The sequence below is a fragment of the Kribbella sp. NPDC050820 genome (genome assembly GCF_040653975.1).
Taxonomy (GTDB): domain Bacteria; phylum Actinomycetota; class Actinomycetes; order Propionibacteriales; family Kribbellaceae; genus Kribbella.
In genome coordinates this window covers 19,732-39,263 of record NZ_JBFAHB010000055.1, presented here as the reverse complement: position 1 = coordinate 39,263, position 19,532 = coordinate 19,732, and the positions used below count along the sequence as shown (strand labels likewise).

The 19,532-nt window shown below is 68.5% G+C and carries 22 protein-coding genes and 1 riboswitch; of the genes, 12 read left to right on the top strand and 10 right to left on the bottom strand.

Annotation, left to right across the window (positions count from 1 at the left end; all coding sequences use genetic code 11):
* The first annotated feature begins 73 nt into the window (after window positions 1–73).
* The 3 genes from AB0H36_RS34350 to otsB are packed head-to-tail and all read left to right on the top strand — an operon-like array spanning window position 74 to window position 1,848.
* Window positions 74–382: a DUF3263 domain-containing protein gene (locus AB0H36_RS34350; protein ID WP_360533385.1), complete on the top strand. Its 309-nt coding sequence runs from the start codon at window positions 74–76 to the stop codon at window positions 380–382.
* A gap of 3 nt (window positions 383–385) precedes the next feature.
* Window positions 386–1,018, top strand: coding sequence for a LytR C-terminal domain-containing protein (locus AB0H36_RS34345; RefSeq protein ID WP_360533382.1), 633 nt, complete (start codon window positions 386–388; stop codon window positions 1,016–1,018).
* Entirely contained in the window at window positions 1,015–1,848 is an 834-nt protein-coding gene (gene otsB / locus AB0H36_RS34340) for a trehalose-phosphatase (protein WP_360533379.1), read from the top strand. The genes AB0H36_RS34345 and otsB overlap by 4 nt, the downstream gene beginning before the upstream one ends.
* On the opposite strand, the gene AB0H36_RS34335 is transcribed toward otsB, so the two are convergent.
* The gene (locus tag AB0H36_RS34335; protein WP_360533376.1) at window positions 1,814–2,281 is read right to left on the bottom strand and encodes a hypothetical protein; all 468 of its coding nucleotides are present in this window, start codon (window positions 2,279–2,281) and stop codon (window positions 1,814–1,816) included. The two genes, otsB and AB0H36_RS34335, sit on opposite strands and share 35 nt — an antisense overlap.
* Before the next feature lie 97 nt (window positions 2,282–2,378).
* Here AB0H36_RS34335 and AB0H36_RS34330 point away from each other — a divergent pair, with 97 nt between their 5' ends.
* The 7 genes from AB0H36_RS34330 (at window position 2,379) to AB0H36_RS34300 (ending at window position 9,672) form a co-directional block, all read left to right on the top strand.
* Complete coding sequence (locus tag AB0H36_RS34330) at window positions 2,379–3,542, top strand: Fic family protein (RefSeq protein WP_360533373.1); 1,164 nt, start codon at window positions 2,379–2,381, stop codon at window positions 3,540–3,542.
* Between the two features lie 29 nt (window positions 3,543–3,571).
* On the top strand, window positions 3,572–4,525 hold the full coding sequence (locus AB0H36_RS34325) for a DNA-3-methyladenine glycosylase 2 family protein (protein WP_360533370.1): 954 nt from the start codon (window positions 3,572–3,574) through the stop codon (window positions 4,523–4,525).
* Window positions 4,526–4,552: 27 nt separating this feature from the next.
* A complete protein-coding gene (locus AB0H36_RS34320; RefSeq protein WP_360533367.1) occupies window positions 4,553–5,782 on the top strand; it encodes a cation:proton antiporter in 1,230 nt (409 codons plus the stop codon).
* Between the two features lie 155 nt (window positions 5,783–5,937).
* Complete coding sequence (locus AB0H36_RS34315; RefSeq protein WP_360533364.1) at window positions 5,938–6,900, top strand: helix-turn-helix domain-containing protein; 963 nt, start codon at window positions 5,938–5,940, stop codon at window positions 6,898–6,900.
* A 65-nt stretch (window positions 6,901–6,965) separates the two neighbouring features.
* A riboswitch (SAM riboswitch) is annotated at window positions 6,966–7,105 on the top strand.
* Between the two features lie 13 nt (window positions 7,106–7,118).
* Window positions 7,119–8,378, top strand: a complete 1,260-nt coding sequence (thrC, locus tag AB0H36_RS34310; protein ID WP_360533361.1) for a threonine synthase — start codon at window positions 7,119–7,121, stop codon at window positions 8,376–8,378.
* Complete coding sequence (locus AB0H36_RS34305; protein ID WP_360533358.1) at window positions 8,375–8,650, top strand: ubiquitin-like small modifier protein 1; 276 nt, start codon at window positions 8,375–8,377, stop codon at window positions 8,648–8,650. Before thrC ends, AB0H36_RS34305 begins: the two co-directional genes overlap by 4 nt.
* Window positions 8,650–9,672, top strand: coding sequence for a zinc-dependent alcohol dehydrogenase family protein (locus tag AB0H36_RS34300; RefSeq protein WP_360533355.1), 1,023 nt, complete (start codon window positions 8,650–8,652; stop codon window positions 9,670–9,672). Before AB0H36_RS34305 ends, AB0H36_RS34300 begins: the two co-directional genes overlap by 1 nt.
* A 362-nt stretch (window positions 9,673–10,034) precedes the next feature.
* Here the strand turns inward: AB0H36_RS34300 and AB0H36_RS34295 are convergent, their stop codons facing one another.
* Together AB0H36_RS34295 and AB0H36_RS34290 are read right to left on the bottom strand one after the other, a co-directional pair.
* Entirely contained in the window at window positions 10,035–10,610 is a 576-nt protein-coding gene (locus AB0H36_RS34295; protein WP_360533352.1) for an HD domain-containing protein, read from the bottom strand.
* 43 nt (window positions 10,611–10,653) lie between these two features.
* Entirely contained in the window at window positions 10,654–11,184 is a 531-nt protein-coding gene (locus AB0H36_RS34290; protein ID WP_360533349.1) for a hypothetical protein, read from the bottom strand.
* Between the two features lie 77 nt (window positions 11,185–11,261).
* Here AB0H36_RS34290 and AB0H36_RS34285 point away from each other — a divergent pair, with 77 nt between their 5' ends.
* Window positions 11,262–11,573, top strand: coding sequence for a hypothetical protein (locus AB0H36_RS34285; RefSeq protein ID WP_360533346.1), 312 nt, complete (start codon window positions 11,262–11,264; stop codon window positions 11,571–11,573).
* 173 nt (window positions 11,574–11,746) lie between these two features.
* Here AB0H36_RS34285 and AB0H36_RS34280 read toward each other — a convergent pair whose 3' ends face one another.
* The 5 genes from AB0H36_RS34280 to AB0H36_RS34260 form a co-directional block, all read right to left on the bottom strand.
* Complete coding sequence (locus tag AB0H36_RS34280; RefSeq protein WP_360533343.1) at window positions 11,747–12,214, bottom strand: hypothetical protein; 468 nt, start codon at window positions 12,212–12,214, stop codon at window positions 11,747–11,749.
* A 339-nt stretch (window positions 12,215–12,553) separates the two neighbouring features.
* Window positions 12,554–12,949, bottom strand: a complete 396-nt coding sequence (locus AB0H36_RS34275) for a hypothetical protein (protein WP_360533340.1) — start codon at window positions 12,947–12,949, stop codon at window positions 12,554–12,556.
* 251 nt (window positions 12,950–13,200) lie between these two features.
* Window positions 13,201–14,424 carry a helix-turn-helix domain-containing protein gene (locus AB0H36_RS34270; protein ID WP_360533337.1) on the bottom strand — a complete coding sequence of 408 codons (1,224 nt, stop codon included), beginning with the start codon at window positions 14,422–14,424 and terminating at the stop codon, window positions 13,201–13,203.
* A gap of 48 nt (window positions 14,425–14,472) precedes the next feature.
* A complete protein-coding gene (locus tag AB0H36_RS34265; protein ID WP_360533334.1) occupies window positions 14,473–15,435 on the bottom strand; it encodes a dihydrodipicolinate synthase family protein in 963 nt (320 codons plus the stop codon).
* 8 nt (window positions 15,436–15,443) lie between these two features.
* On the bottom strand, window positions 15,444–16,595 hold the full coding sequence (locus AB0H36_RS34260; protein ID WP_360533331.1) for an enolase C-terminal domain-like protein: 1,152 nt from the start codon (window positions 16,593–16,595) through the stop codon (window positions 15,444–15,446).
* Between the two features lie 96 nt (window positions 16,596–16,691).
* On the opposite strand from AB0H36_RS34260, the gene AB0H36_RS34255 reads away from it, so the two are divergent.
* Window positions 16,692–17,657 (top strand): LLM class flavin-dependent oxidoreductase, encoded by a 966-nt coding sequence (locus tag AB0H36_RS34255; RefSeq protein WP_360533328.1) that lies wholly within the window; start codon window positions 16,692–16,694, stop codon window positions 17,655–17,657.
* A gap of 85 nt (window positions 17,658–17,742) precedes the next feature.
* Here the strand turns inward: AB0H36_RS34255 and AB0H36_RS34250 are convergent, their stop codons facing one another.
* A complete protein-coding gene (locus AB0H36_RS34250; RefSeq protein WP_360533325.1) occupies window positions 17,743–18,615 on the bottom strand; it encodes a carbohydrate ABC transporter permease in 873 nt (290 codons plus the stop codon).
* Window positions 18,615–19,430 carry a sugar ABC transporter permease gene (locus tag AB0H36_RS34245; RefSeq protein WP_360533322.1) on the bottom strand — a complete coding sequence of 272 codons (816 nt, stop codon included), beginning with the start codon at window positions 19,428–19,430 and terminating at the stop codon, window positions 18,615–18,617. Before AB0H36_RS34245 ends, AB0H36_RS34250 begins: the two co-directional genes overlap by 1 nt.
* Window positions 19,431–19,532: the final 102 nt, after the last annotated feature.

Below are 19,532 nucleotides of genomic sequence, written 5' to 3'. Positions count from 1 at the left end.
GACATCGCTGTTGTTCAGCACGTACAGTGGAGCGCGGACGGACGACCACCGACCGCACAGGAGTTACCTGCTGATGGACAGCGCCAACGCCAGCTCTCCCGGCCCTGCCGAGGCTGCGCCGCCGGCCGTGGCCGGACTCTCCGAGCGGGACGGCGCGATCCTTGCCTTCGAACGGCACTGGTGGAAGTACGCCGGCGCCAAGGAGCAGGCGATCCGGGACCAGTTCCAGATGTCCGCGACCCGGTACTACCAGGTGCTGAACGCGCTCATCGACCGGCCCGACGCCCTGGCCCACGACCCGCTGCTGGTGAAGCGCCTGCGCCGGCTGCGCGCGGCCCGCCAGCGAGCCCGCTCCGCACGCCGCTTGGGTATCGAGGTCTGAGACATGCCTCGCCCGAAGGACGACCGGGGCCAGGTCCTCTCGTCCCTCGTCGCCGTGCTGGCCGTCGTCGCGATCGTGGCCGGCCTGCTGGTGCTGTTCGGAACCCGCGGTAACGACAGCACCGCGGACGAGGGCAAGAACACGCCGTCGCCCAAGCCGGCCGGTGGCCCGTCGACGGTAGGCGCCAGCGTGCCCAGGTCCACACCCACGCCTACGCCGGACCCGACCACCGGCCCGCCCTCGACCACGCCGACCGCCGATCCGAGCACCGAGCCGACGACCGAGCCCGGCAGCGAGCCGACCACGGCACCGCCGCCGGCCACGCAGCCGCCCGGGACGCAGGCGACCACCATCCCGCCGGACCAGCGTCCGGCCGTCGAGGTCTACAACAACACCTCGCGCAAGGGCCTGGCCGACTCGGTCGCGGGCCGCGCGCGGCAGGCCGGCTGGATCGTGGCCGGCGCAGACAACTGGCACGGCAAGGTCGCCGGCAGCACCGTGTACTACCCGCCGGGCATGCTCGACGCCGCCAACCAGCTCGCCCGCGACCTCGGGATCGGCCGCACCAAGGGCGCGCTGGACAACATGAAGAAGGACCGCCTCACCGTGATCCTCACCTCGGACTACACCGGATGAGCACGCCGACCATCCAGACGGAGGCGGGGCGCGAGGGCTGGGAGGCGATCGTCGCCGATCCGGCCACCGCGGTGATCTCGACGGACTTCGACGGCGTGCTGTCCCCGTTGGTCGAGGACCCGGCCATGTCTCGTCCGGTGGAGGGTGCGCTCGACGCGCTGGCCCGCCTGGCCCGTTCGGTGAACCAGGTGGCGATCGTCACCGGTCGTCCGGCCCTGGTCGCCACGGAGCTGACCGGTGTGACCGGACACCCTGGGCTCGGGCGTCTCGTCGTACTCGGGCACTACGGGCTGGAGCGGTGGGACGCAGCGACTGGGCGGGTGACCAGTGACCCGGTGCCGTCCGGTGTCGCCGAAGCGCGTGACCGGTTGCCGGGGCTGCTGCAGGAGCTGGGGCTCGCCGATGCGTTCGTGGAGGACAAGGAGAGCTCGCTGGCGGTGCACACGCGCCGGATGGCCGATCCGACCGGTGCCTTCGACAGGCTGCGGACGCCACTGACCGAGTTGGCCGAGTCGACCGAGCTGCGGCTGGAGCCGGGCAATCTGGTGCTGGAGCTGCGGCCGCCGGGCATCGACAAGGGCGTCGCACTGCGGCGGCTGCTCGAGGACACCGGCGCTCAGTCCATCCTGTACGCCGGTGACGACCTCGGCGATCTGGCGGCGTACCGGGCGATCGAGGAGCAGCGCAAGACCGGCCTGCGGGCGGTGCTGCTGGCCACGCGGTCGTCCAACGCGACCGAGCTGATCGAGGCCGCGGACATCGTGGTGGACGACCCGGCCGGTGTGGTGACCGTGCTCACGGCTCTTTCGGACGCGATCGCAGCACGCTGAGCGTCTGCGTCAGGGTCTGGCCGAACGACTGGATCGGCCGTTCGACGTACCCGCCGTCCTTGAGACCGGCCAGCCGCTCGAACGGGTTCCGCGACGCCGGGTCGCCGGTGAGGAACCACGAGACGACGACGCCGACAACGTACAGCGGCCACATCAGCAGGCCGAGCAGGCAGAAGTACTGCCAGGAGTGCCGCTCCTCGTGCCGCACCAGCGCCTCGTCGTCGAAGTACGCCCGCTCGTGCTTGCTGAGCACCACGTTCCCGATCGTGAACGCGCCCGCCACCGGGAACTTGATCTTGTACCCGTTCGCGAAGAACAACCCTCGCGGCCCGCGGCTGAACCGGGCTCGCCCGATCACCCCGACCAGCAGGCCGGCGAGAGTGGACAGATTCAGGAAGTTCCCCACGACCTTCACCCGCTGCCACCGAGTCATGCCTCAGTATCAGCCCGTCACCCGACCGATGTCTCGATGTCGCAATCATCAAGTCATGGCAGTAGGATGTCCTAAGAATTGAGACATTAGGACAGTTGTGACCATCTTCAGCACGCCGCAGCCGGATCTCGAGGACCAGCAGGTCCTGGAGCAGATCCACGCGTTCCGGTCCGAGCTGGCCGAGGTGCTGCGGATGCCCCGGCGTTGCGTGGGCGGGCTGAGGCGAAGCATGCTGGCCCGGGCGATCCAGGGGTCCAACAGCATCGAAGGCTACGACGTCGAGCTGGACGACGCCGCCGCCGCCCTCGACGACGAGGAAGCACTGAGCGCGGACCAGCGGACCTTCGCAGAGATTCGGGGGTATCGGCAGGCGCTGGGCTATGTCTTGGCGATGGCGAAAGACACGGACTTCCGGCTCGATGTCTCCGCCGTCCGTGGGATGCACTTCATGATGCTGAGCCACGACCTGTCCAAGAGTCCTGGCAGCTACCGGCAAGGTGTTGTTTACGTGCACGACGAGGTGATGGGGGAGAACGTCTACGAGGGACCGTCGGCGGAGCAGGTGCCCGGCCTGGTCGCGGAGTTGATGGAGGTGCTGGCCGGTGACGGTGGAGTGGACCCGCTTGTGCATGCGGCGATGGCTCATCTCAACCTCGTGATGATTCATCCGTTCCGCGACGGCAACGGCCGGATGGCCAGGGCGCTGCAGACTCTGGTTCTCTCCCGCGGCGGCATCGGCGAGCCGGCGTTCTCCAGCATCGAGGAGTGGCTGGGTGGCAACACCGAGGACTACTACCGCGTCCTGGCCGCAACCGGTGCGGGATCCTGGCATCCCGAGCGATCGGCCGAGTTGTGGGTCAAGTTCAACCTCCGTGCTCACCACATCCAGGCGCAGACGGTGCGGCGACGCTATCGCGAAGCCGGCAAGTTGTGGTTGGCGTTCGACCAGTTGATCGAACAGTTCGGCTTGGCCGATCGGGTGGCAGACGAGCTGTTCGATGCGTCGCTGGGGTTCCGGATCCGCCGCTCGACGTATGTCCGACGAGCCGAGATCGAGCAGCGGACGGCGACGAGGGACCTGGCCAGGCTCACGGAGCTGAACCTGCTCCGACCGGTTGGTGAGACCAAGGGACGCCATTATGTGATGGGCGAACGGCTCGCCGTTCTTGTGCAGGACGTGCTGTCCACGCGCGAGCGGTTGGTCGATCCGTATCCATGGATGCGCGAGCGCTTGGCCGGAGCGGCAACTCCCATCCGCTAGTTGTCCGTGGCGTGAGTAAGACTTGGGGCGTGAGTTCGGTGGTGCGGGTTTGGCGTCCTGGGCGGGTGGTGGATCCGCATTCGGTGATCGGGGGTCTGCGGAAGGGGCCTGGCGATCCGGCGTACGTCTTCGATCCGGTACGGCGCACCGTCTGGCGGGCGACGCGGACACCGGAGGGGCCGGTGCTGCTGCGGCTGACGCCGTACCCCTCGACCGGTGAGGTGGAGGCCGAGGCGTGGGGTCCGGGTGCCGGGTGGGCGCTGGACGGGGTGCCGGAGCTGCTGGGGGATGCGGACAGCTGGGACGGGTTCGAGCCGTTGCCGGAGCACCGGGCGCTGGTGGACGCGGCGCGGCGGTTCCCGCACGTCCGGGTGCCGCGGACGCGGGCGGTGTTCGAGGCGATGGCCGCGGCCGGGATCGAACAGGTTGTCACCGGCAAGGAAGCGTTCCGGGCCTGGCGCGTGATCCTGCGTGAGTACGGCGAGACCGCGCCCGGACCGCAGCCGCCGGACGGGCGCGTGATGATGGTCCCGCCGGCGCCGGAGGAGTGGCGGATGATCCCGTCCTGGCAGTGGTTGCGGGCCGGTGTGGAGAACCGTCGTTCGAGGGTCGTGATCACGGCTGCCACTCGGGCGAAGGCGTTGGAGCGGACGCTCGAGCTGACCGACTCCGCGGAGATCGAGCGGCGGCTGCGGTCGTTGCCTGGTGTCGGTGTGTGGACTGCTGCTGAGGTGCGGCAGCGGGCGCATGGTGATGCGGACGCGTTCTCGTTCGCGGACTACCACGTGTCCCGCAACGTCTCGTACGCGCTGATCGGCGAGGAGCTCGACGACGACGGCTGTGCGGAGCTGATCGAGCCGTACCGGGGTCACCGGTTCCGTGTGCAGCGGCTGCTCGAGCTGACCGGCGTCGGCCACCCTCGCTACGGCCCTCGCAAGTCCCTGCCGACGCACACGCCGGGTGCGACTCATCGCTTGAGGTAGCCGCCCGCTGGGCACTGGTCCGGCACGATGACGATCGACGGGGACGGGCTGTACCTGGTCGCCGGGTTGGCTCTGCTGCTGGGCGCCGTACTGCCTCGTCTGCTCCGCCAGTACGCCGTCTCCGCGCCGATCGCGTTCCTCGGCGCAGGTCTGTTGCTCGGCCTGGCCGTCGACCGCGCGCAACTCAGCCCGATCGCTGAACCCGAGCTGACCGAGCACCTGGCTGAGCTGACCGTCATCATCGCTCTGATGGGTGTCGGGCTGGCGATCGACCGGCCGATCAGCCTGCTCCGGTGGAGTGTCACGTGGCGGCTGCTGTTCGTTGCGATGCCGGCCTGTGTCGCTGCGCTGACCGGAGTGGGCTGGCTGCTCGGTCTGGCTCCGGCGACTGCGTTGCTGATCGCCGCCGTACTCGCGCCAACCGATCCGGTGCTCGCTTCCGACGTACAGGTTGCCGGGCCGACGACCGGTGAGAGCGCTGAGCCGGACGAGGAGGACGAGGTGCGGTTCGCACTGACGTCCGAGGCTGGGCTGAACGACGGTCTGGCGTTCCCACTCGTCTATCTGGCCGTCTTCGCGGCCACCAAGTCGCACTCGGTGTGGGAGTGGTTTGGTTGGTACGTCGTAGGTAAGACAGTGGTCGGGGTCGCGGTCGGCCTTGGCGCGGGTTGGCTGCTGGGCAAGATGGCGTTCAGTGCGCCCGCGAAGAGCTTCCGGCTGGCGGACTCACGTGAGCCAGTCCTCGCGCTGGCCATGACGCTCGGCGTCTACGGGCTGACCGAGGTGCTGCACGGGTACGGGTTCATCGCGGTCTTCGTCGCCGCGCTCGCGCTTCGGGCGGCCGAGCGGAGTCACGAGTTCCACGCGGAGCTGCACAACTTCATCGGGGAGCTCGAGCACATCCTGACCTGGGGAATCCTGCTGCTGCTCGGCGTCGCGATCACCGGTGGCCTGCTCGAGCCGCTCACACTGGCCGGCGCGGTGAGCGGCGTACTGCTGGTGCTCGTCGTCCGGCCGGTCGTCGCGTGGCTGTCACTCGCACGCTCGGAGCTGGATCGCTCCGAGCGCTGGATGACGGCGGCCTTCGGGGTCCGGGGGGTGACGTCGGTCTACTACCTGGCCGCCGTCGGGGTGCATTTCGCGACCGACCTGCCGTGGCTGTGGGCGACCGTCGGCTTCACCGTCGTGCTGAGCGTCCTTGTGCACGGCGTTGCCGCGACGCCTTTGATGCGTACGCTCGACGGCCGTCGGCGGTGAGCGCGCCTGCGGGCGGCGTGAGCCCGTGCCGGACGGCGGAGGCGGCGTTGATTCCGGCTGCGATCTCCTTCAGAACCTTGAACATGACTCCATCGTCCGCGGCTGGAGGCGTTCCCAGAAGTGGCGCTGGGGACGACTATCGCTAAGATTGTGACATGGGACAACGGACGGTTTCTGTCCTCGCGTACGACGGGATGACGGCCTTCGAGGCCGGGATCGTGATCGAGGTGTTCGGGCTGGCCTGGCCGGACATCGACCAGCCGTGGTACGGGCTGAAGGTCTGCACCGAGACACCGGACCCGATCCGCGTGCTCGGCGGCGCCACGCTGAGCACCCCGCACGGCCTGGACGACTTCGCGGCCGCGGACACGGTCGTCATCCCGAGCGTCCACGACCCACGCGGTGAGACGTCGCCGGCGCTGATCGAGGCGCTGCAGACTGCGCACGGGCGTGGCGCCCGGATGGTGTCGATCTGCTCAGGCGCGTTCGCGCTGGCTGCGGCCGGTCTGCTCGACGGACGCCGGGCAACGACGCACTGGCGGTACGCCGACATGCTGCGTGAGCGCTATCCGAAGATCCACGTCGATCCAGAGCCGCTCTACACGGACGAAGGCGACGTACTCACGAGTGCGGGGTGTGCCGCAGGGCTGGATCTGGCCATGCACCTGGTGCGGAAGGACTACGGCGCGGCCGTGGCGAACGCGGTCGCCCGGCGGCTGGTGATCCAGCCGTACCGGGCCGGCGGGCAGGCGCAGTACATCGAGTCGCCGGTGCCGCCGGACCCCGACGACGCTTCGGTCGCGCGGAGCCTCGAGTGGGCGCTGGAGCATCTCGCCGAGCCGATCGGCGTACCGGATCTGGCCAGGCAGGCGGGGTTGTCGCCGCGGACCTACCTGCGGCACTTCGTGAAGGCGACCGGGACGACACCGGGCAAGTGGCTGATCGCGCAGCGGATCCAGGCGGCTCTGACGATGCTGGAGACCGGTGACGCCCCGGTCGAGGAGATCGCGACCGCAGCCGGCTTTGCGACACCGGTGACGCTGCGTCATCACTTTGCCAAGCAGCTTCACACCTCGCCGTCGGCGTACCGCCGTACTTTCCGGGCCCGGCACGGTTGAGATCGAGTGTCTCGGATGGTGGGAACCGAAGACACAATATGGACCCGATTGGGTAATCTCGGGGGAGCTCATCCAGAGGGACTGAGGGAAACGGCCCGTCGAAGTCCCGGCAACCCTCCCCGTTGAGGTCCCGTCCGGGACCCTCGCGGCGGAACGGTGCCAAATCCGTCCCGCGCCGAGATCCGGTGTCCGGGGAAGATGAGGAGGGAACCTCACTCATGAGCCTGACCGCCACCCACACCATCCGTGAAGGTGCCTTCGGCAACGGTACGCACCTGAGCTGTCGCGCCTGTGGGGCGAAGTCGCCGCTCGGTCCGTTCTACGCCTGTACGGAGTGCTTCGGTCCGCTCGAGGTCGGGTACGAGTACCCCACCATCACCCGCGAGCAGATCGAGGCCGGACCCAAGAACATCTGGCGCTACCAGCCGCTGCTGCCCGTCCCGGTCGACGTGGCCAGCTTCCCGAACACCGAGCCCGGCTACACCCGGCTGATCGACGCCGGCAACCTCGCCCGCGAGCTGGGCCTGCGCAAGCTGTGGGTGAAGGACGACTCGGGCAACCCCACGCACTCCTTCAAGGACCGCGTGGTCGCCAGTGCCCTGAGCGCCACCCGCGAGCTCGGCATGAAGGTCTTCGCCTGCCCCTCCACCGGCAACCTGGCCAACGCCGTCGCCGCGGCCGCCGCCCGGGCCGGCATCCGCTCGGTCGTGTTCATCCCGCACGACCTCGAGCGCCCCAAGGTCATCACCAGCGCCGTGTACGACGGCACGCTGGTCGCGGTCGAGGGCAACTACGACGACGTGAACAAGCTGGCCTCCGAGATCGCCGGCGAGGAGGAGGGCTGGGCGTTCGTCAACGTCAACGTCCGCCCGTACTACTCCGAGGGCTCCAAGACCCTCGCCTTCGAGATCGCCGAGCAGCTCGGCTGGCGGCTGCCGCAGCAGATCGTCATCCCGGTCGCCTCGGGCTCCCAGCTGACCAAGATCGACAAGGGCTTCACCGAGCTCGGCAAGCTCGGCCTGGTCGACGCCACCGACTACAAGGTGTACGGCGCCCAGGCCACCGGCTGCTCGCCCGTCGCGCAGGCGTTCCGGGACGGGTACGACGTGGTGAAGCCGGTCAAGCCGGACACCATCGCCAAGTCGCTCGCGATCGGCAACCCGGCCGACGGACCGTACGTGCTGGACGTGGCCCGCCGTACCGGTGGCGCGATCGAGGACGTCACCGACGAAGAGGTCATCGAGGGCATCCGGCTGCTCGCCCGCACCGAGGGCATCTTCACCGAGACCGCGGGCGGGGTGACGGTCGCGACGCTGAAGAAGCTGGTCGAGACCGGCCAGCTCGACCCCGAGGCCGAGACGGTGATCATCAACTCCGGCGACGGGCTGAAGACCCTCGACGCCGTGGCCGACCGGGTCGGCCCCAAGGTGACCATCCCCGCGTCGTACGACGCCTTCGTGAAGGCAGGCCTGCAGTGAGCGTGAGTGTCCGGGTCCCGACCATCCTGCGCCAGTACACCCAGGGCGCGTCCTCGGTCAGCGCCGAGGGCGCGACGCTCAGCGAGGTGCTCGAGTCCCTCGACACCGCCTACCCGGGCATCAAGGGCCGCGTCCTCGACGACTCCGGCGAGCTGCGCCGCTTCGTCAACGTGTACGTCGACAACGACGACGTACGCTTCGCCGACGGCCTGCAGACCTCGGTGAAGGACGGCGGCGAGATCTCGATCATCCCCGCAGTCGCCGGCGGCTGATGCGCGCTGTTCTGGTTGAGCAGTACGGCGTCCTGCCGACTGTTGCCGAGGTAGCGGACCCGGAGCCGAAGCCCGGTGGTGTCGTCCTGAAGGTCGAGGCCACCGGGTTGTGCCGCAGCGACTGGCACGGCTGGATGGGGCACGACCCGGACATCGTCCTGCCCCACGTCCCTGGGCACGAACTGGCCGGAACGATCGCCGCCCTCGGCCCCGGGGTGACCGGCCGGCAGATCGGCGACCGCGTGACCACGCCGTTCATCTGCGCGTGCGGCACGTGTGAACAGTGCCTCTCCGGGGACCAACAGGTCTGCCCCAACCAACTCCAGCCCGGCTTCAACTACTGGGGCTCGTTTGCGGACTTCGTCGCCGTACCGTTCGCCGCTGTGAACCTGGTCCGGCTGCCGGACGACCTGTCCTTCGACACCGCCGCCGGCCTGGGCTGCCGCTTCGCCACCTCCTTCCGCGCTGTCCGCCAGGTCGGCCGAGTCGTCGCAGCGGAGAACGTCGTCATCTTCGGCTGCGGCGGCGTCGGGTTGTCGGCGGTCATGATCGCGGCCGCTCTCGGCGCCCGCGTGATCGCCGTCGACACGAACCCCGACGCGCTGGACCTCGCCCGCACGTACGGCGCCGCCGACACCGTCTTGGCGTCTGCCGACACCGTGTCCCAGCTCCGTGACCTCACCGGCGGCGGCGCCCACGTCACCATGGACGCCCTGGGTTCCAACGACATCGTCCAGCAAGCCCTCCTCGCCCTGCGCCCCCGCGGCCGCCACCTGCAAGTCGGCCTCCTGCCATCCGGCGTCCAACTCGACGTAGGCCGCCTGATCGGCCAGGAGTTGGAATGGCTGGGCAGTCACGGCATGGCCGCCCACGCCTACCCCGAGATGCTGAACCTCGTTGCCGCCGGCAACCTAGACCCCGCCGCGCTGATCACCCGCACCATTCCCCTCGCCGAAACCCCCACCGCCCTGGCCGCCCTCACCAACGGCACCCCGGCCGGCATTACGATCATCCGCCCGTAAGCCGCCCTCCGGCACACCCCGGCCACCGTCCATCGGGCAACGCACCGAGGGTTTGCGCAGGAACTCGGGGCCTTGAACATGCTATGTCCTGTTCAAGGTCACCGCCGCGCGTCAGGACCCGCTCAACGGTCTTCCTCGAACATGCGGAGTCGTACCGTCAGGATGGGATCAAGGGGAACGCGGGCGAGGCGGGGTCTGGCCGACTCCGAGATCCAGTGCCTGATCTCAGCCACGGACGCCTGGGCATCCGTCAACAGGTCGGCCAACCTCATCAAGGCCACGTCCAGCGTCGGCTTCGCTTCGCTCACAGTCGCCGTACCCGCGTCACCCGGACAGCACGGCTCACCTTCGGCCACTCTCGATCAGCGGTCGCGCCAGGCGAGTGGGGATGTCACCAGCGCCGCTTCGGCGAGGCGGCGGGCGAAGGGGGTTTGGATGCGGGCGCGTGAGGATTCGATCCAGCCGTCGACCCGTTGGTAGCCGGCTTCGCCGTACTCGACCGCTTGCAGGAGGCACTCGAGGCGGTCGGCGTCCTTGGCGCAGCGGGCCTCGATGGTCTCTGCGGTCTCGTACTCGGTGACGGCCTCTCGAATGCTCTTGGCCGCACTCTCGGGAAGGACCGCGACTTGGTCCTCGGTGATGCTTTCGTTGCCGGCGACTTCCAGATAGGGCTTGGCGCTGTGCGGGATGTCGCCGATCCGGGTCTCCTGCGAGTCGTGCCACATCCCCAGGTACGCCGCCCGCGCGGGGTCACCGCCTTCCTCACTGGCGATCAGCGCAGCGAGTTGAGCGACTCGCAAGCTGTGCTCCGCAACGGATTCGGGATCACGAACGCCGACGTGCCACCACCCCGCTCGGCGAAGCCGCTTGAGCACGCCCATCTCATAGGCGAAGGCGACAACACCCGCTGCCTCCCGGTCGATGATCCCATCCGTCACGACTGCTGCCCTTCTGTCATCGGTCGGCCAATTCTGGGAGTCTTCACGGGCAGTCCTCTGTGATGAACTCGCTCAGCGGGGTCACGCGGTACTTCACTGGAATGGCATCGTACGGCGGGCTGGCGTCGGCGGGTGGAGAGTCGTGACGGACCTGGCCGGGACGGACGGTCTTGAGGTCTCTCAGGGTGAACTCGGTGCCGCGACCGTGCCACTCGTGTCGTTTGCCCCACGCCCGGATCAAGTACTTGCCGTCGGCGCGCAAAGCCGGTGGTTCTCCCTGGACCCGCCAGCCGTTCCCACCAGTCCGGATGGGGATCTGGACCACGGATTTGTCCGGGCGCGGGTTCACGTACATCATCGCCGGCCCCGGTGCGGGGTCGTCCGTTCGTGGCCCACTCCGGTCATAGAACTCGAGTTGGGCGATGTTGCCGTCGCAGTTCTGCAGCACGATCACCGGTATGCCCGCGTCGTCGACCGACATGCCAACCACACCGCGCGACACCCGCGGTCCACAACCGCTCAGGAGACTCACCGCGCAGACCACCACCGCGGTAAGCAGAATCGATCTGCGCATCCCGCCAGCGTAGGCCAGCGGGGGTGTGCATCTGTAGGTCTACAGCGTGCCGCCCACCCGGCGGCATGATAGGCGGCGTGGTCACGATCCGCTGTCTGGCTTTCCTGCTGGTCGCCTCGGTGATCAGCGTTCAAGTGGTGATCCTGATGGAACGCGGACGCCCGATGCGCAAGCGGTTGCGTGATTTGGGCTGGGGCGGAGATGCGAGCTCGCTTCTGCTGGTCGCCGCGCTCATGACAAGCGCTGTCGGCGCGGTGCTGGGCAGCCTCTTCGACGGTGCGCTCCTCGGCGCGGGCGTTGGGGGCCTCGTCGCCCTGCTGGTGTGGGCGGTCGCTGTCGCGTGGGCGCATCGAGAGCCACAGGCACCACCACGCCACCGACAGCAGTAGTCACCGGCCCCGAGGCTCGACGGCGACGTGCACAAGGCGCAGACCAGGGCAGTTGCCGGAATCCGCCGCTCGCATGCGAACACACGGTCGCTAGGACGCCAGTCCTCCTGCCGACGGACGGTCGGCTGGAGTCGATGGCTACGGAGCACCCTCCTGCCGCGGACGAAGCGCTTCTACCGACACGGGGAATAGGCGAGCGTGGCGTCGTCGTGGCGCTTGGTCCGGGGGTGACGGGCTCCGTCGGGGTCGGCGGTTTCGATCTCGCGGACGTGGGCGATCAGGCCGGCGGGACAAAGCTTGTCGAGCAGGGCCAGGTACTCGGGCCAGGTGTAGAGGTCCATCTGGTCCGCCGGGCGGGTTGCCCCGTCGGAGAAGATCGCCAGCCGGCCCACTTCGGATCGGGCATAGCTGTCGACCACAGCATGGCGTGCTGCCTCGGGGTCTGCAGCGGCGACCCACCAGCCATCGCTCCGGTTCCTGGTGCGGGTCTGGTTCGCGACCAAGGCGGCGATGGCGGCCTTGTGCTCAGCGGTGTTGAACAGCATGCCGGCAACGGCGTCCGGCTCGGTTCCGGAGATCTCCTCGATGCGGAGGTCGCAGGTGATTTGCGGACCTTCCGCGCTCTCGACGAGAACGGTCACATCAGAGAGGGCGAGTGTGTCTACTGTTTCTGCACCTATGCGAAGGATCCCGACCGCTGCGCACGGCGTACCCGGATCAGTCAGGTCGCAGGTGTCTTCGTGCGACGCTGCGACGGCGGCGAGCCCCTCGTACAAACCGTCCGCCAACGGGAGGTGTGGGCGACCAGCTAACGCTGTCAGGGTGCGTGCACCGAGTTGCTGCGCGTACCATGCAACGCCGTGGTGGCAGCCACCCATGGGTACGCCGGCGCCGTCTACGACGATTGCGAGGTCGGTGGTAGCCACCACGAAGTCTTCGTTCGGACGACCGGGTGCTGCGTCTGTGGCAAGTGAGAACACTTAGTTTCCACCAATCTCTGGTTCGACCGCTGCGAGCATGGCACAGAATCGCTCGACATCAGGTATGTGGGACCACCTGGCCAGGCCGGATGGCATCGTCCGCCGCAGGTCGGCCAGCGTTCGGGTCGAGCCAGTCGCAATCGCGATGGTGTACGCCTCGGCGGCGGCTGCAGCGGCGGCCTCGGGTTGCTCGACGAGGACGTGAGCGCGGGCAAGTGATCCGAGATACTGTCCCCGGTCGCGGTGGTAATCCGGGGGAAGACTGTTCAGAACATCAGTGAACGCATCCACCGCGTCGCCTGCCCTGCCGAGCTCCAGAACACATTTGGCACGCGCGATCTTCGCGTACAGCCCGAGATCGCAAATAGCGGTTCGCGGTAACTTGCCGGAAGCCACTGACGGGTGCGAACAGTCGGTTGCCGGGATGCCACTCCTCCTGCGGACGGGCGGTTGGTTGGTTGTCGATGGCGTGCGACGCAGGAGCGCGCAGAGCGCGGGCGATAAGCCCGCAAGAGGGCGGGGCGTCTGCACCGCAGATGGGCGGCGGTAGCCGGCCAGGGAAGCACGGGCGATTAGCCGGGGGGTGGGTGGGAGCGGGCGTAGCGGTCGCGACGAAGGCGTGACTGCGTAGCACGCGTGGGTCGGTACTACAGGCGTATGAGGTAGACCGTGGGGGGTCGGCCGGTTCGGCCGTGTTGTTGGCTGCCTATGGGGTCGGCCAGGCCGGCTCGTTCGAGGCGTTTGAGGACTCGGCGGGCGGTGCGGAGTTGGACGGCCAGGTGGTCGGCCACGTCTTGGGTGGTGAGGCCGTCGGGGAGGGTGGCGACGAGTTCGCGCATGCGGGCAAGGGTTTGGGTGTTGAGGCCTACTCGGCGGGCGAGGAGGGGGAGGCTTTCGGGGCCGCGGGCGGTGATGGGTTGGTCGCCGGTGGGTTCGATGACGATTTCGACGTCGTCGGACATCGAGACGACGCCGGCGACGGTGCCGATCGAGGCTGCGCGGCTGACGGCGCGACGGGCGAGGGCTTCGGCTTCGGCCGCCGTACGGCCGACTCCGAAGCCGACGTACGCCGTGCTGTGCCTGGAGGCGAGGTGGTCGAGCAGGGGCATGCGGGTGAACTGTTCGGTGGCCTGCTCGAGGACGCCGCGGGTGGTGACGACCAGGTGGCGACCGTCGGGGAGGGCGGCGAGGCTGGCGCCGAGGGTGATCAGGTCGGCCGCCAAACCCTCGTCCGGCTCCGGCAGGTCGATCACGCCAAGCGCGACCTGGGCGTCGCCGACGTGCTGGCCGGTGGTCGTCAGAACCAGGGCTTGCAACGTCGAGCGGATCGAGTAGCGGGACGGCGCGAGGCGGACGGACGGCATCTCGTTCTCGATCAGGTGGAAGGCCGAGCCGAGGCAACTGATCGCGACCTTGGTGTCGTGTTTCTCGCGTGCGGTGCGGTGGAAGGCGACGATGTCGTCCGACGTGAGGCCGGGGCGGTACGGGAGCACCTGGATCTGGTCGGTCGGCAGTTTGGCCTCGATCAGCGTCTCCAGCACCTCACTGCGCCGCAGCGTGTCGATGGAGAACTGGGTGACGTTGTGGCCGAGCCTGAGCAGCTCGACCAACGCGCGCAGTAGGGTGGCGCCGTCGTACGAGACGTACATCGCCGGGCGGTCGATGACGCCGGCCTCGGTGGCGATCGTGTACGGGACGACGCCGGTGAACAGGATGGCGTCGACCTTCTCGTGGGACTGCTCGACCACCTCGACCGCTTCGGTCTCGTGGTGGTAGGGCAGCGGGACCAGGGTCGCGCCGCTCGGCGGACCGACCGCGATCACGCGCTGGACCAGGTCCTCCGGGCCGATGACGCCGACCGTGAGGGCCATCAGGCCACCGCTGGGTTGATCTGCACGACACTCCTTATGGTCGGGCCCTTAACTCGCAGGATAGTGGCTGAGTTCCTCGAGGCAGCGGATCACGACGTCGCGCTCGGCGGCGGGCAGGTCCGGGCCGTACGGGTCGTGGGCGCTGTCCTCGGGGATCAGGCCCTCCCACGCCGCGGCCCAGTGCATCCGCTGCACGTAGCCCTCGATCGGCGCGTAGAAGGTCGCGGCAGCGAAGCGGTCCAGCCGGTCAGAGGCAGTCAGGAAGGCAGTGTGGTCGCCTGACGTCCAGTTGCGCAGTACGGCGGCCGACAACTCGACCTGTGCGGCGGCAATGCCCACCAGTGCGGTGTCGGCGCCCCACATGAACGACGGCCCGTACATCCGGTCCTCACCGGTGATCAGCAGCTTGCCAGTGTCACGGCCGGCCCAGATGGCCTCCTGACAGCCGATGGCTCGGTCCAGCGTGGCTGTCTTGACGCCGAGCATGGCGTCCAGGTTCAGCAGGTCCCGGATGAGCTCTGGCGGGTACGGGTACCCACCGGCCTCGCCATGCAGGTAGAAGCCGACCAGAGGCAGCCCACTCTCGGCCGCAACGCGCTCATGCAGTGCAACAGACTGTGCGTGGCCGTCCGCGAGCCCGCCGAGGGCTGCTAGCGGGTAGACCATCACTGCGTCGGCGCCGCCCGCGGCAGCCTGCAGTGCCATCGCCACAGTCGCGTCAGCAGCCTCCTGGAGCGTCTGTGCGGCCTCAGAACGCGGTACGCCGACCCCTGCCACGATCGGGACGTCCGTTGCCTCTCGCCACGTCTCCAGGACCTTGGAGCGGTCCGCAGCCGACAGGTAGAGCCCACGGCCGGTGTGAGCCCACACAGCGACCCCGCCGATGGGCTCGGTCGCCATACGGCCGGCGTAGGCGGTCAGAGCGTCGTACGCGATGACGCCGTCGGTGTCCATGGGGGTGATGACGGCAGGGAGCAGCGTGCCGCGGAGTTGCTCGACGAGTGGATGCATGTGACCTCTCAGACGTCGTGGCCGAGGCCTGGGCGCGTTGGTACGTCGATCCAGCCGTCGCAGTCGGCGAACACCGTCGGAGCCAGCGGGTCCTCGTGCACCATCAGCGGCCCGACCAGGTCCGCCGCGACGGTCGCACCGGGTACGGCGGCGGCCAGGTGGACGGCGGCCAGCGTGGCCACGCCCAGCTCGGGCATCGAGCCTACCTTCACCGCCAGGCCCGCGGCCTCGGCTACGTTGGCGATCTGCAGGGCTCTGTGCAACCCACCGACCTTGAGGATCTTGATGTTCAGCACGCCGGCCGCACCGCGCCGGGCGATCTCCAGAGCGTCCTGCAGCGAGTGCATGCTCTCGTCGACCATCAGGCGTACGTCGAGCCGGTCCCGCAGCCGGACGAGTCCCGCCAGGTCCCACCGGGGCAGCGGCTGCTCCAGCAGGGTCAGACCGGCCTCGGCCATCTTGGCCAGGTACGGCAGGGCGGTCGATGCGTCGTACCCCTCGTTGGCGTCCAGGCACAGCTCGGCGTCCGCGGGGATGGCTGCGCGGACCGCGCGTACCAGCTCGAGGTCCTTGGCCGGCTCGTGGCCGCCCTTGACCTTGAGGTGCCGGAAGCCCCTGTCGGCGTACTCCGCGGCCTCAGCTGCCATCTCGTCGAGCGTGCCGAGCCCGACGACCCACGTGGTCTGCACGCGGTCCCTGATGCTGCCGCCGAGCAGGGCGTGCACCGGCCAGCCGCTCAGTCGGCCCGCCAGGTCGTACAAGGCGATGTCGAGGCCGGACTTCGCCACATGCTGCCCGCGGAGAACGGAGTCCATCACCAGGTGGGCTCCGGCACGGTCCAGTGGGTCGCGGCCGATCAGAGCCGGGGCGAGGTGCTCCTCGATCGCGGCCTGGACGCCGGCCAGCGTCTCACCGGTGTACGCCGTCATCGGCGACGTCTCACCGATGCCGATCGCGCCGTCGGCCGTGTGCACCTCGACGACGAGGCTGACCAGCTCGGTGCTGACCCCACTGCTGATCTGGAACGGACGCCGGTACGTCGCACTGACCACGCGGGTCTTGATCGCGCTGATCGGCCCTGATGCGCTCACCGGCGCCGGCGTGATCGGCACGGCCCCGGTTTCGGCCGGCAACCCGACCGGATGCGGTACGACACTCAAATCCGGCTCCTCAGGGTCGCATTCTGGCGAGAAAGGACTTACGGTCAAGACCGTAAATACCGCGAGCGCCCTCTGTCAACGGAAGGTGGCACCCTGATGCGCCTGGGTCTCTATCTGAACCTCTACGGCACCCCGGACGAGCGGCCGCGACTCGAGGACGCCGTCGAGCAGGCACGGCTGGCGGAGCAGGCCGGGTTCGAGTGGATCGTGCTCGGCGAACGGCACCTGCACCGGCCCGGGTACCACGAGATCCTCACCACACTCGCCTACCTGGCCGGCAAGACCGACCGCATCGGCCTCGCCACATCGGGCATCGTGGCGCCGTTGTACGACCCCGTCGTACTGGCCGAGACGCTTGCGCATGTCGACGTACTGTCCGGTGGGCGGCTGACTGCGGGATTTGTGCTGGGGTATCGGCCGGAGGAGTTCGCGCTGTACGGCGTGACGCAGGCGGAGCGGGTCGCGCGGTTCGAGGAGTGCCTGACGATCCTGACCCGGTTGTGGACGTCGGATGAGGTCACGTACGACGGGAAGTTCACGTCGATCAGTGAGGCGTTCCTGTCGCCGCGACCGGTGCAGGGTCCGCGGCCGCGGTTGTGGAACGGCGGGCGGGTGTCGGCGGTGCTGGAGCGGACGGCGCGGATGTGTGATGGGTGGACCACGTCGTTCAACGAACTGGACGCGGATCTGCCGGGGAAGATCGCGGAGTATCAGTCGTATCCGGGTGGTGAGGGGACGTTAGGGCGTGAGGTGATCTTGTGCCGGGAGGGGTTTTGCGCGTCGACGTCGCAGGAGGCGCGGGGGGTGTTGGAGGAGCCGCTGCGGGATCTGTACGACGCTTACACGGGGTGGAAACGGACGTCGGCAGACGCGAGCCGCTACACGCAGGGGTGGGATGACATCGCGGCTCGCAGCGTGATCGGGTCGCCGGGTGAGTGTGCGGAGCGGTTGGCTCACTATGAGGAGATGGGTGCCGATGGCATCATCCTCCGCATCCAGCCACCCGGGCTCTCGCAGGCGGACACGCTTCGATCCATTGAGGCGCTTGGTGAGTTGATCTAACCCCACGCACTCCACCCACGGAGTCTTACCCGCGCGGAGCGGCCGCGACGAAGGAGTGACCGCGTAGCACGCGTGGGAAAGACTCCTAAGCCTTCAGCCCCGACATCGCGATGCTGTCGGTCAAGTACCGCTGGAGCAGGCCGAAGACCAGCAGGCTCGGGACTACCGTGATGGTCGCGCCGGCCATGATTTGGTTGATGGGGACTGCTTGGGTTTGGAGGGTTGCCAGGCCGACCGTGAGGGTTTGCATCTCGCCGGACTGGCCGATCACCAGGGGCCACAGGAAGTCGTTCCAGTGCCAGAGGAAGACGAAGATGCCCAGGGTCGCGAGCGCGGGCCGGACGAGTGGTAGCACGATCTGGGTGAAGATCCGCCACTCGGGAGCGCCGTCGATCTCGGCTGCTTCGAAGAGTTCGTCGGGCAGTTGGCTGATGAACTGGCGGAGCAAGAACACGGCCTGGGAGTTCGCCAGCGTCGGCACGATGAGGCCCCAGTAGCTGTCCACCCAGTCGAGTCGCGAGACCAGGATGTACGACGGGATCAGGGTCGCCTGGAACGGGACCATCAGCGTGGCCAGGAACGCCCAGAACATGATCTCGCGGCCGGGGAAGCGTTTCTTCGCGAACGCGTAACCGGCCATCGCCGCGAACAGCAGGACGAACACCACCGACACCAGCGAGTACAGCAGCGAGTTGACCGTCCAGCGCGGGATGTCGGAGCTCGACAGGACGCGGGCGAAGTTGTCGAAGGTGAAGCGGGTCGGGTCGAGCGCGTCGGGGAACGTGCGGCCGCTCGGTGGGGCGAACGCGACCAGCACCATCGCGGCGAACGGCACGATGGTGACGATCGCGGTCAGGGTCAGCAAGGTCGGCAGAGTGAGCCGTGCGACCGGGCGCTTGTCCGCCTTGGGCGGCGGGGTGGTGTCTCCGGCGCGTGGTCGTTCCAGCAGGTTCACCATCAGTCGTCCCTCCCGACCAGCCGTCGCTGCACGAGCGAGACGATGAGCACGATCGCGAACAGCACCAGGCCGATCGCGCTGGCGTAGCCGAAGTCGAAGTACTTGAAACCGCTGTCGTACAGGAAGTACACGAGCGAGTAGCTGGCGCGGACCGGGCCGCCGCCGGTCATCACGTACATCGCATCGAAGACCTGGAACGCGCCGATCGTCTCGATCACCAGCACGAAGAACAGCACCGGGCGCAGCTGGGGCAGCGTGATGTAGCGGAACCGCTGCCAGGTGCCGGCGCCGTCGATCATCGCGGCTTCCAGGTACGAGCGGGGCACTGCCTGCAGACCGGCGAGCAGGATCAGCATCGAGTAGCCGAATCCCTTCCAGGCCGAGGTGACCGCGATCGACGGCAGGACCAGGTTGGACTCGGCGAGGAAGTCGATCGGGCCGATCGAGACCAGTCCGAGGAGCGCGTTGAGCAGGCCGTCCTGGGCGTCGTAGATCCACTTCCAGATCACCGCGGCGAGCACGATGCTGGTCACGTACGGCAGGAAGAAGACGCCGCGGAAGAAGCCGCGGCCCCAGACCACCTGGTGCAGGAGTACGGCGGTGCCGAGCGAGAGCAGCACGGTGAGCGGGACGAAGACCACCGTGTAGGTGAGGGAGACGAGCAGGGCCTGGTGGAACAGGGTGTCCTGGAGCAGGCGGGTGTAGTTGTCCAGGGCAATGAACGACCAGCGGCCGCTGAGCCGGTAGTCGGTGAGCGAGAGCAACCCCGCGCCGACCACCGGCAGGAACCGGAACGCCAGGAACAACACCAGCATCGGCGCAACGAACAACAACCCGACCCAAGGTCGCCGCAGCGACCCCCGCCGCCCTGCGGGCGACGGGGCACGGCGAAAGACAGAGCGAACGCGGGAACCCGA

Bases quoted from the DNA above. Each gene is read 5' to 3' on its own strand.
- AB0H36_RS34350 (WP_360533385.1), top strand. From the start codon at position 74: ATGGACAGCGCCAACGCCAGCTCTCCCGGCCCTGCCGAGGCTGCGCCG.
- AB0H36_RS34345 (WP_360533382.1), top strand. From the start codon at position 386: ATGCCTCGCCCGAAGGACGACCGGGGCCAGGTCCTCTCGTCCCTCGTC.
- otsB (WP_360533379.1), top strand. From the start codon at position 1,015: ATGAGCACGCCGACCATCCAGACGGAGGCGGGGCGCGAGGGCTGGGAG.
- AB0H36_RS34335 (WP_360533376.1), bottom strand. From the start codon at position 2,281: ATGACTCGGTGGCAGCGGGTGAAGGTCGTGGGGAACTTCCTGAATCTG.
- AB0H36_RS34320 (WP_360533367.1), top strand. From the start codon at position 4,553: ATGACGATCGACGGGGACGGGCTGTACCTGGTCGCCGGGTTGGCTCTG.
- AB0H36_RS34315 (WP_360533364.1), top strand. From the start codon at position 5,938: ATGGGACAACGGACGGTTTCTGTCCTCGCGTACGACGGGATGACGGCC.
- thrC (WP_360533361.1), top strand. From the start codon at position 7,119: ATGAGCCTGACCGCCACCCACACCATCCGTGAAGGTGCCTTCGGCAAC.
- AB0H36_RS34300 (WP_360533355.1), top strand. From the start codon at position 8,650: ATGCGCGCTGTTCTGGTTGAGCAGTACGGCGTCCTGCCGACTGTTGCC.
- AB0H36_RS34290 (WP_360533349.1), bottom strand. From the start codon at position 11,184: ATGCGCAGATCGATTCTGCTTACCGCGGTGGTGGTCTGCGCGGTGAGT.
- AB0H36_RS34270 (WP_360533337.1), bottom strand. From the start codon at position 14,424: ATGGCCCTCACGGTCGGCGTCATCGGCCCGGAGGACCTGGTCCAGCGC.
- AB0H36_RS34265 (WP_360533334.1), bottom strand. From the start codon at position 15,435: ATGCATCCACTCGTCGAGCAACTCCGCGGCACGCTGCTCCCTGCCGTC.
- AB0H36_RS34255 (WP_360533328.1), top strand. From the start codon at position 16,692: ATGCGCCTGGGTCTCTATCTGAACCTCTACGGCACCCCGGACGAGCGG.
- AB0H36_RS34250 (WP_360533325.1), bottom strand. From the start codon at position 18,615: ATGGTGAACCTGCTGGAACGACCACGCGCCGGAGACACCACCCCGCCG.
- AB0H36_RS34245 (WP_360533322.1), bottom strand. From the start codon at position 19,430: ATGCTGGTGTTGTTCCTGGCGTTCCGGTTCCTGCCGGTGGTCGGCGCG.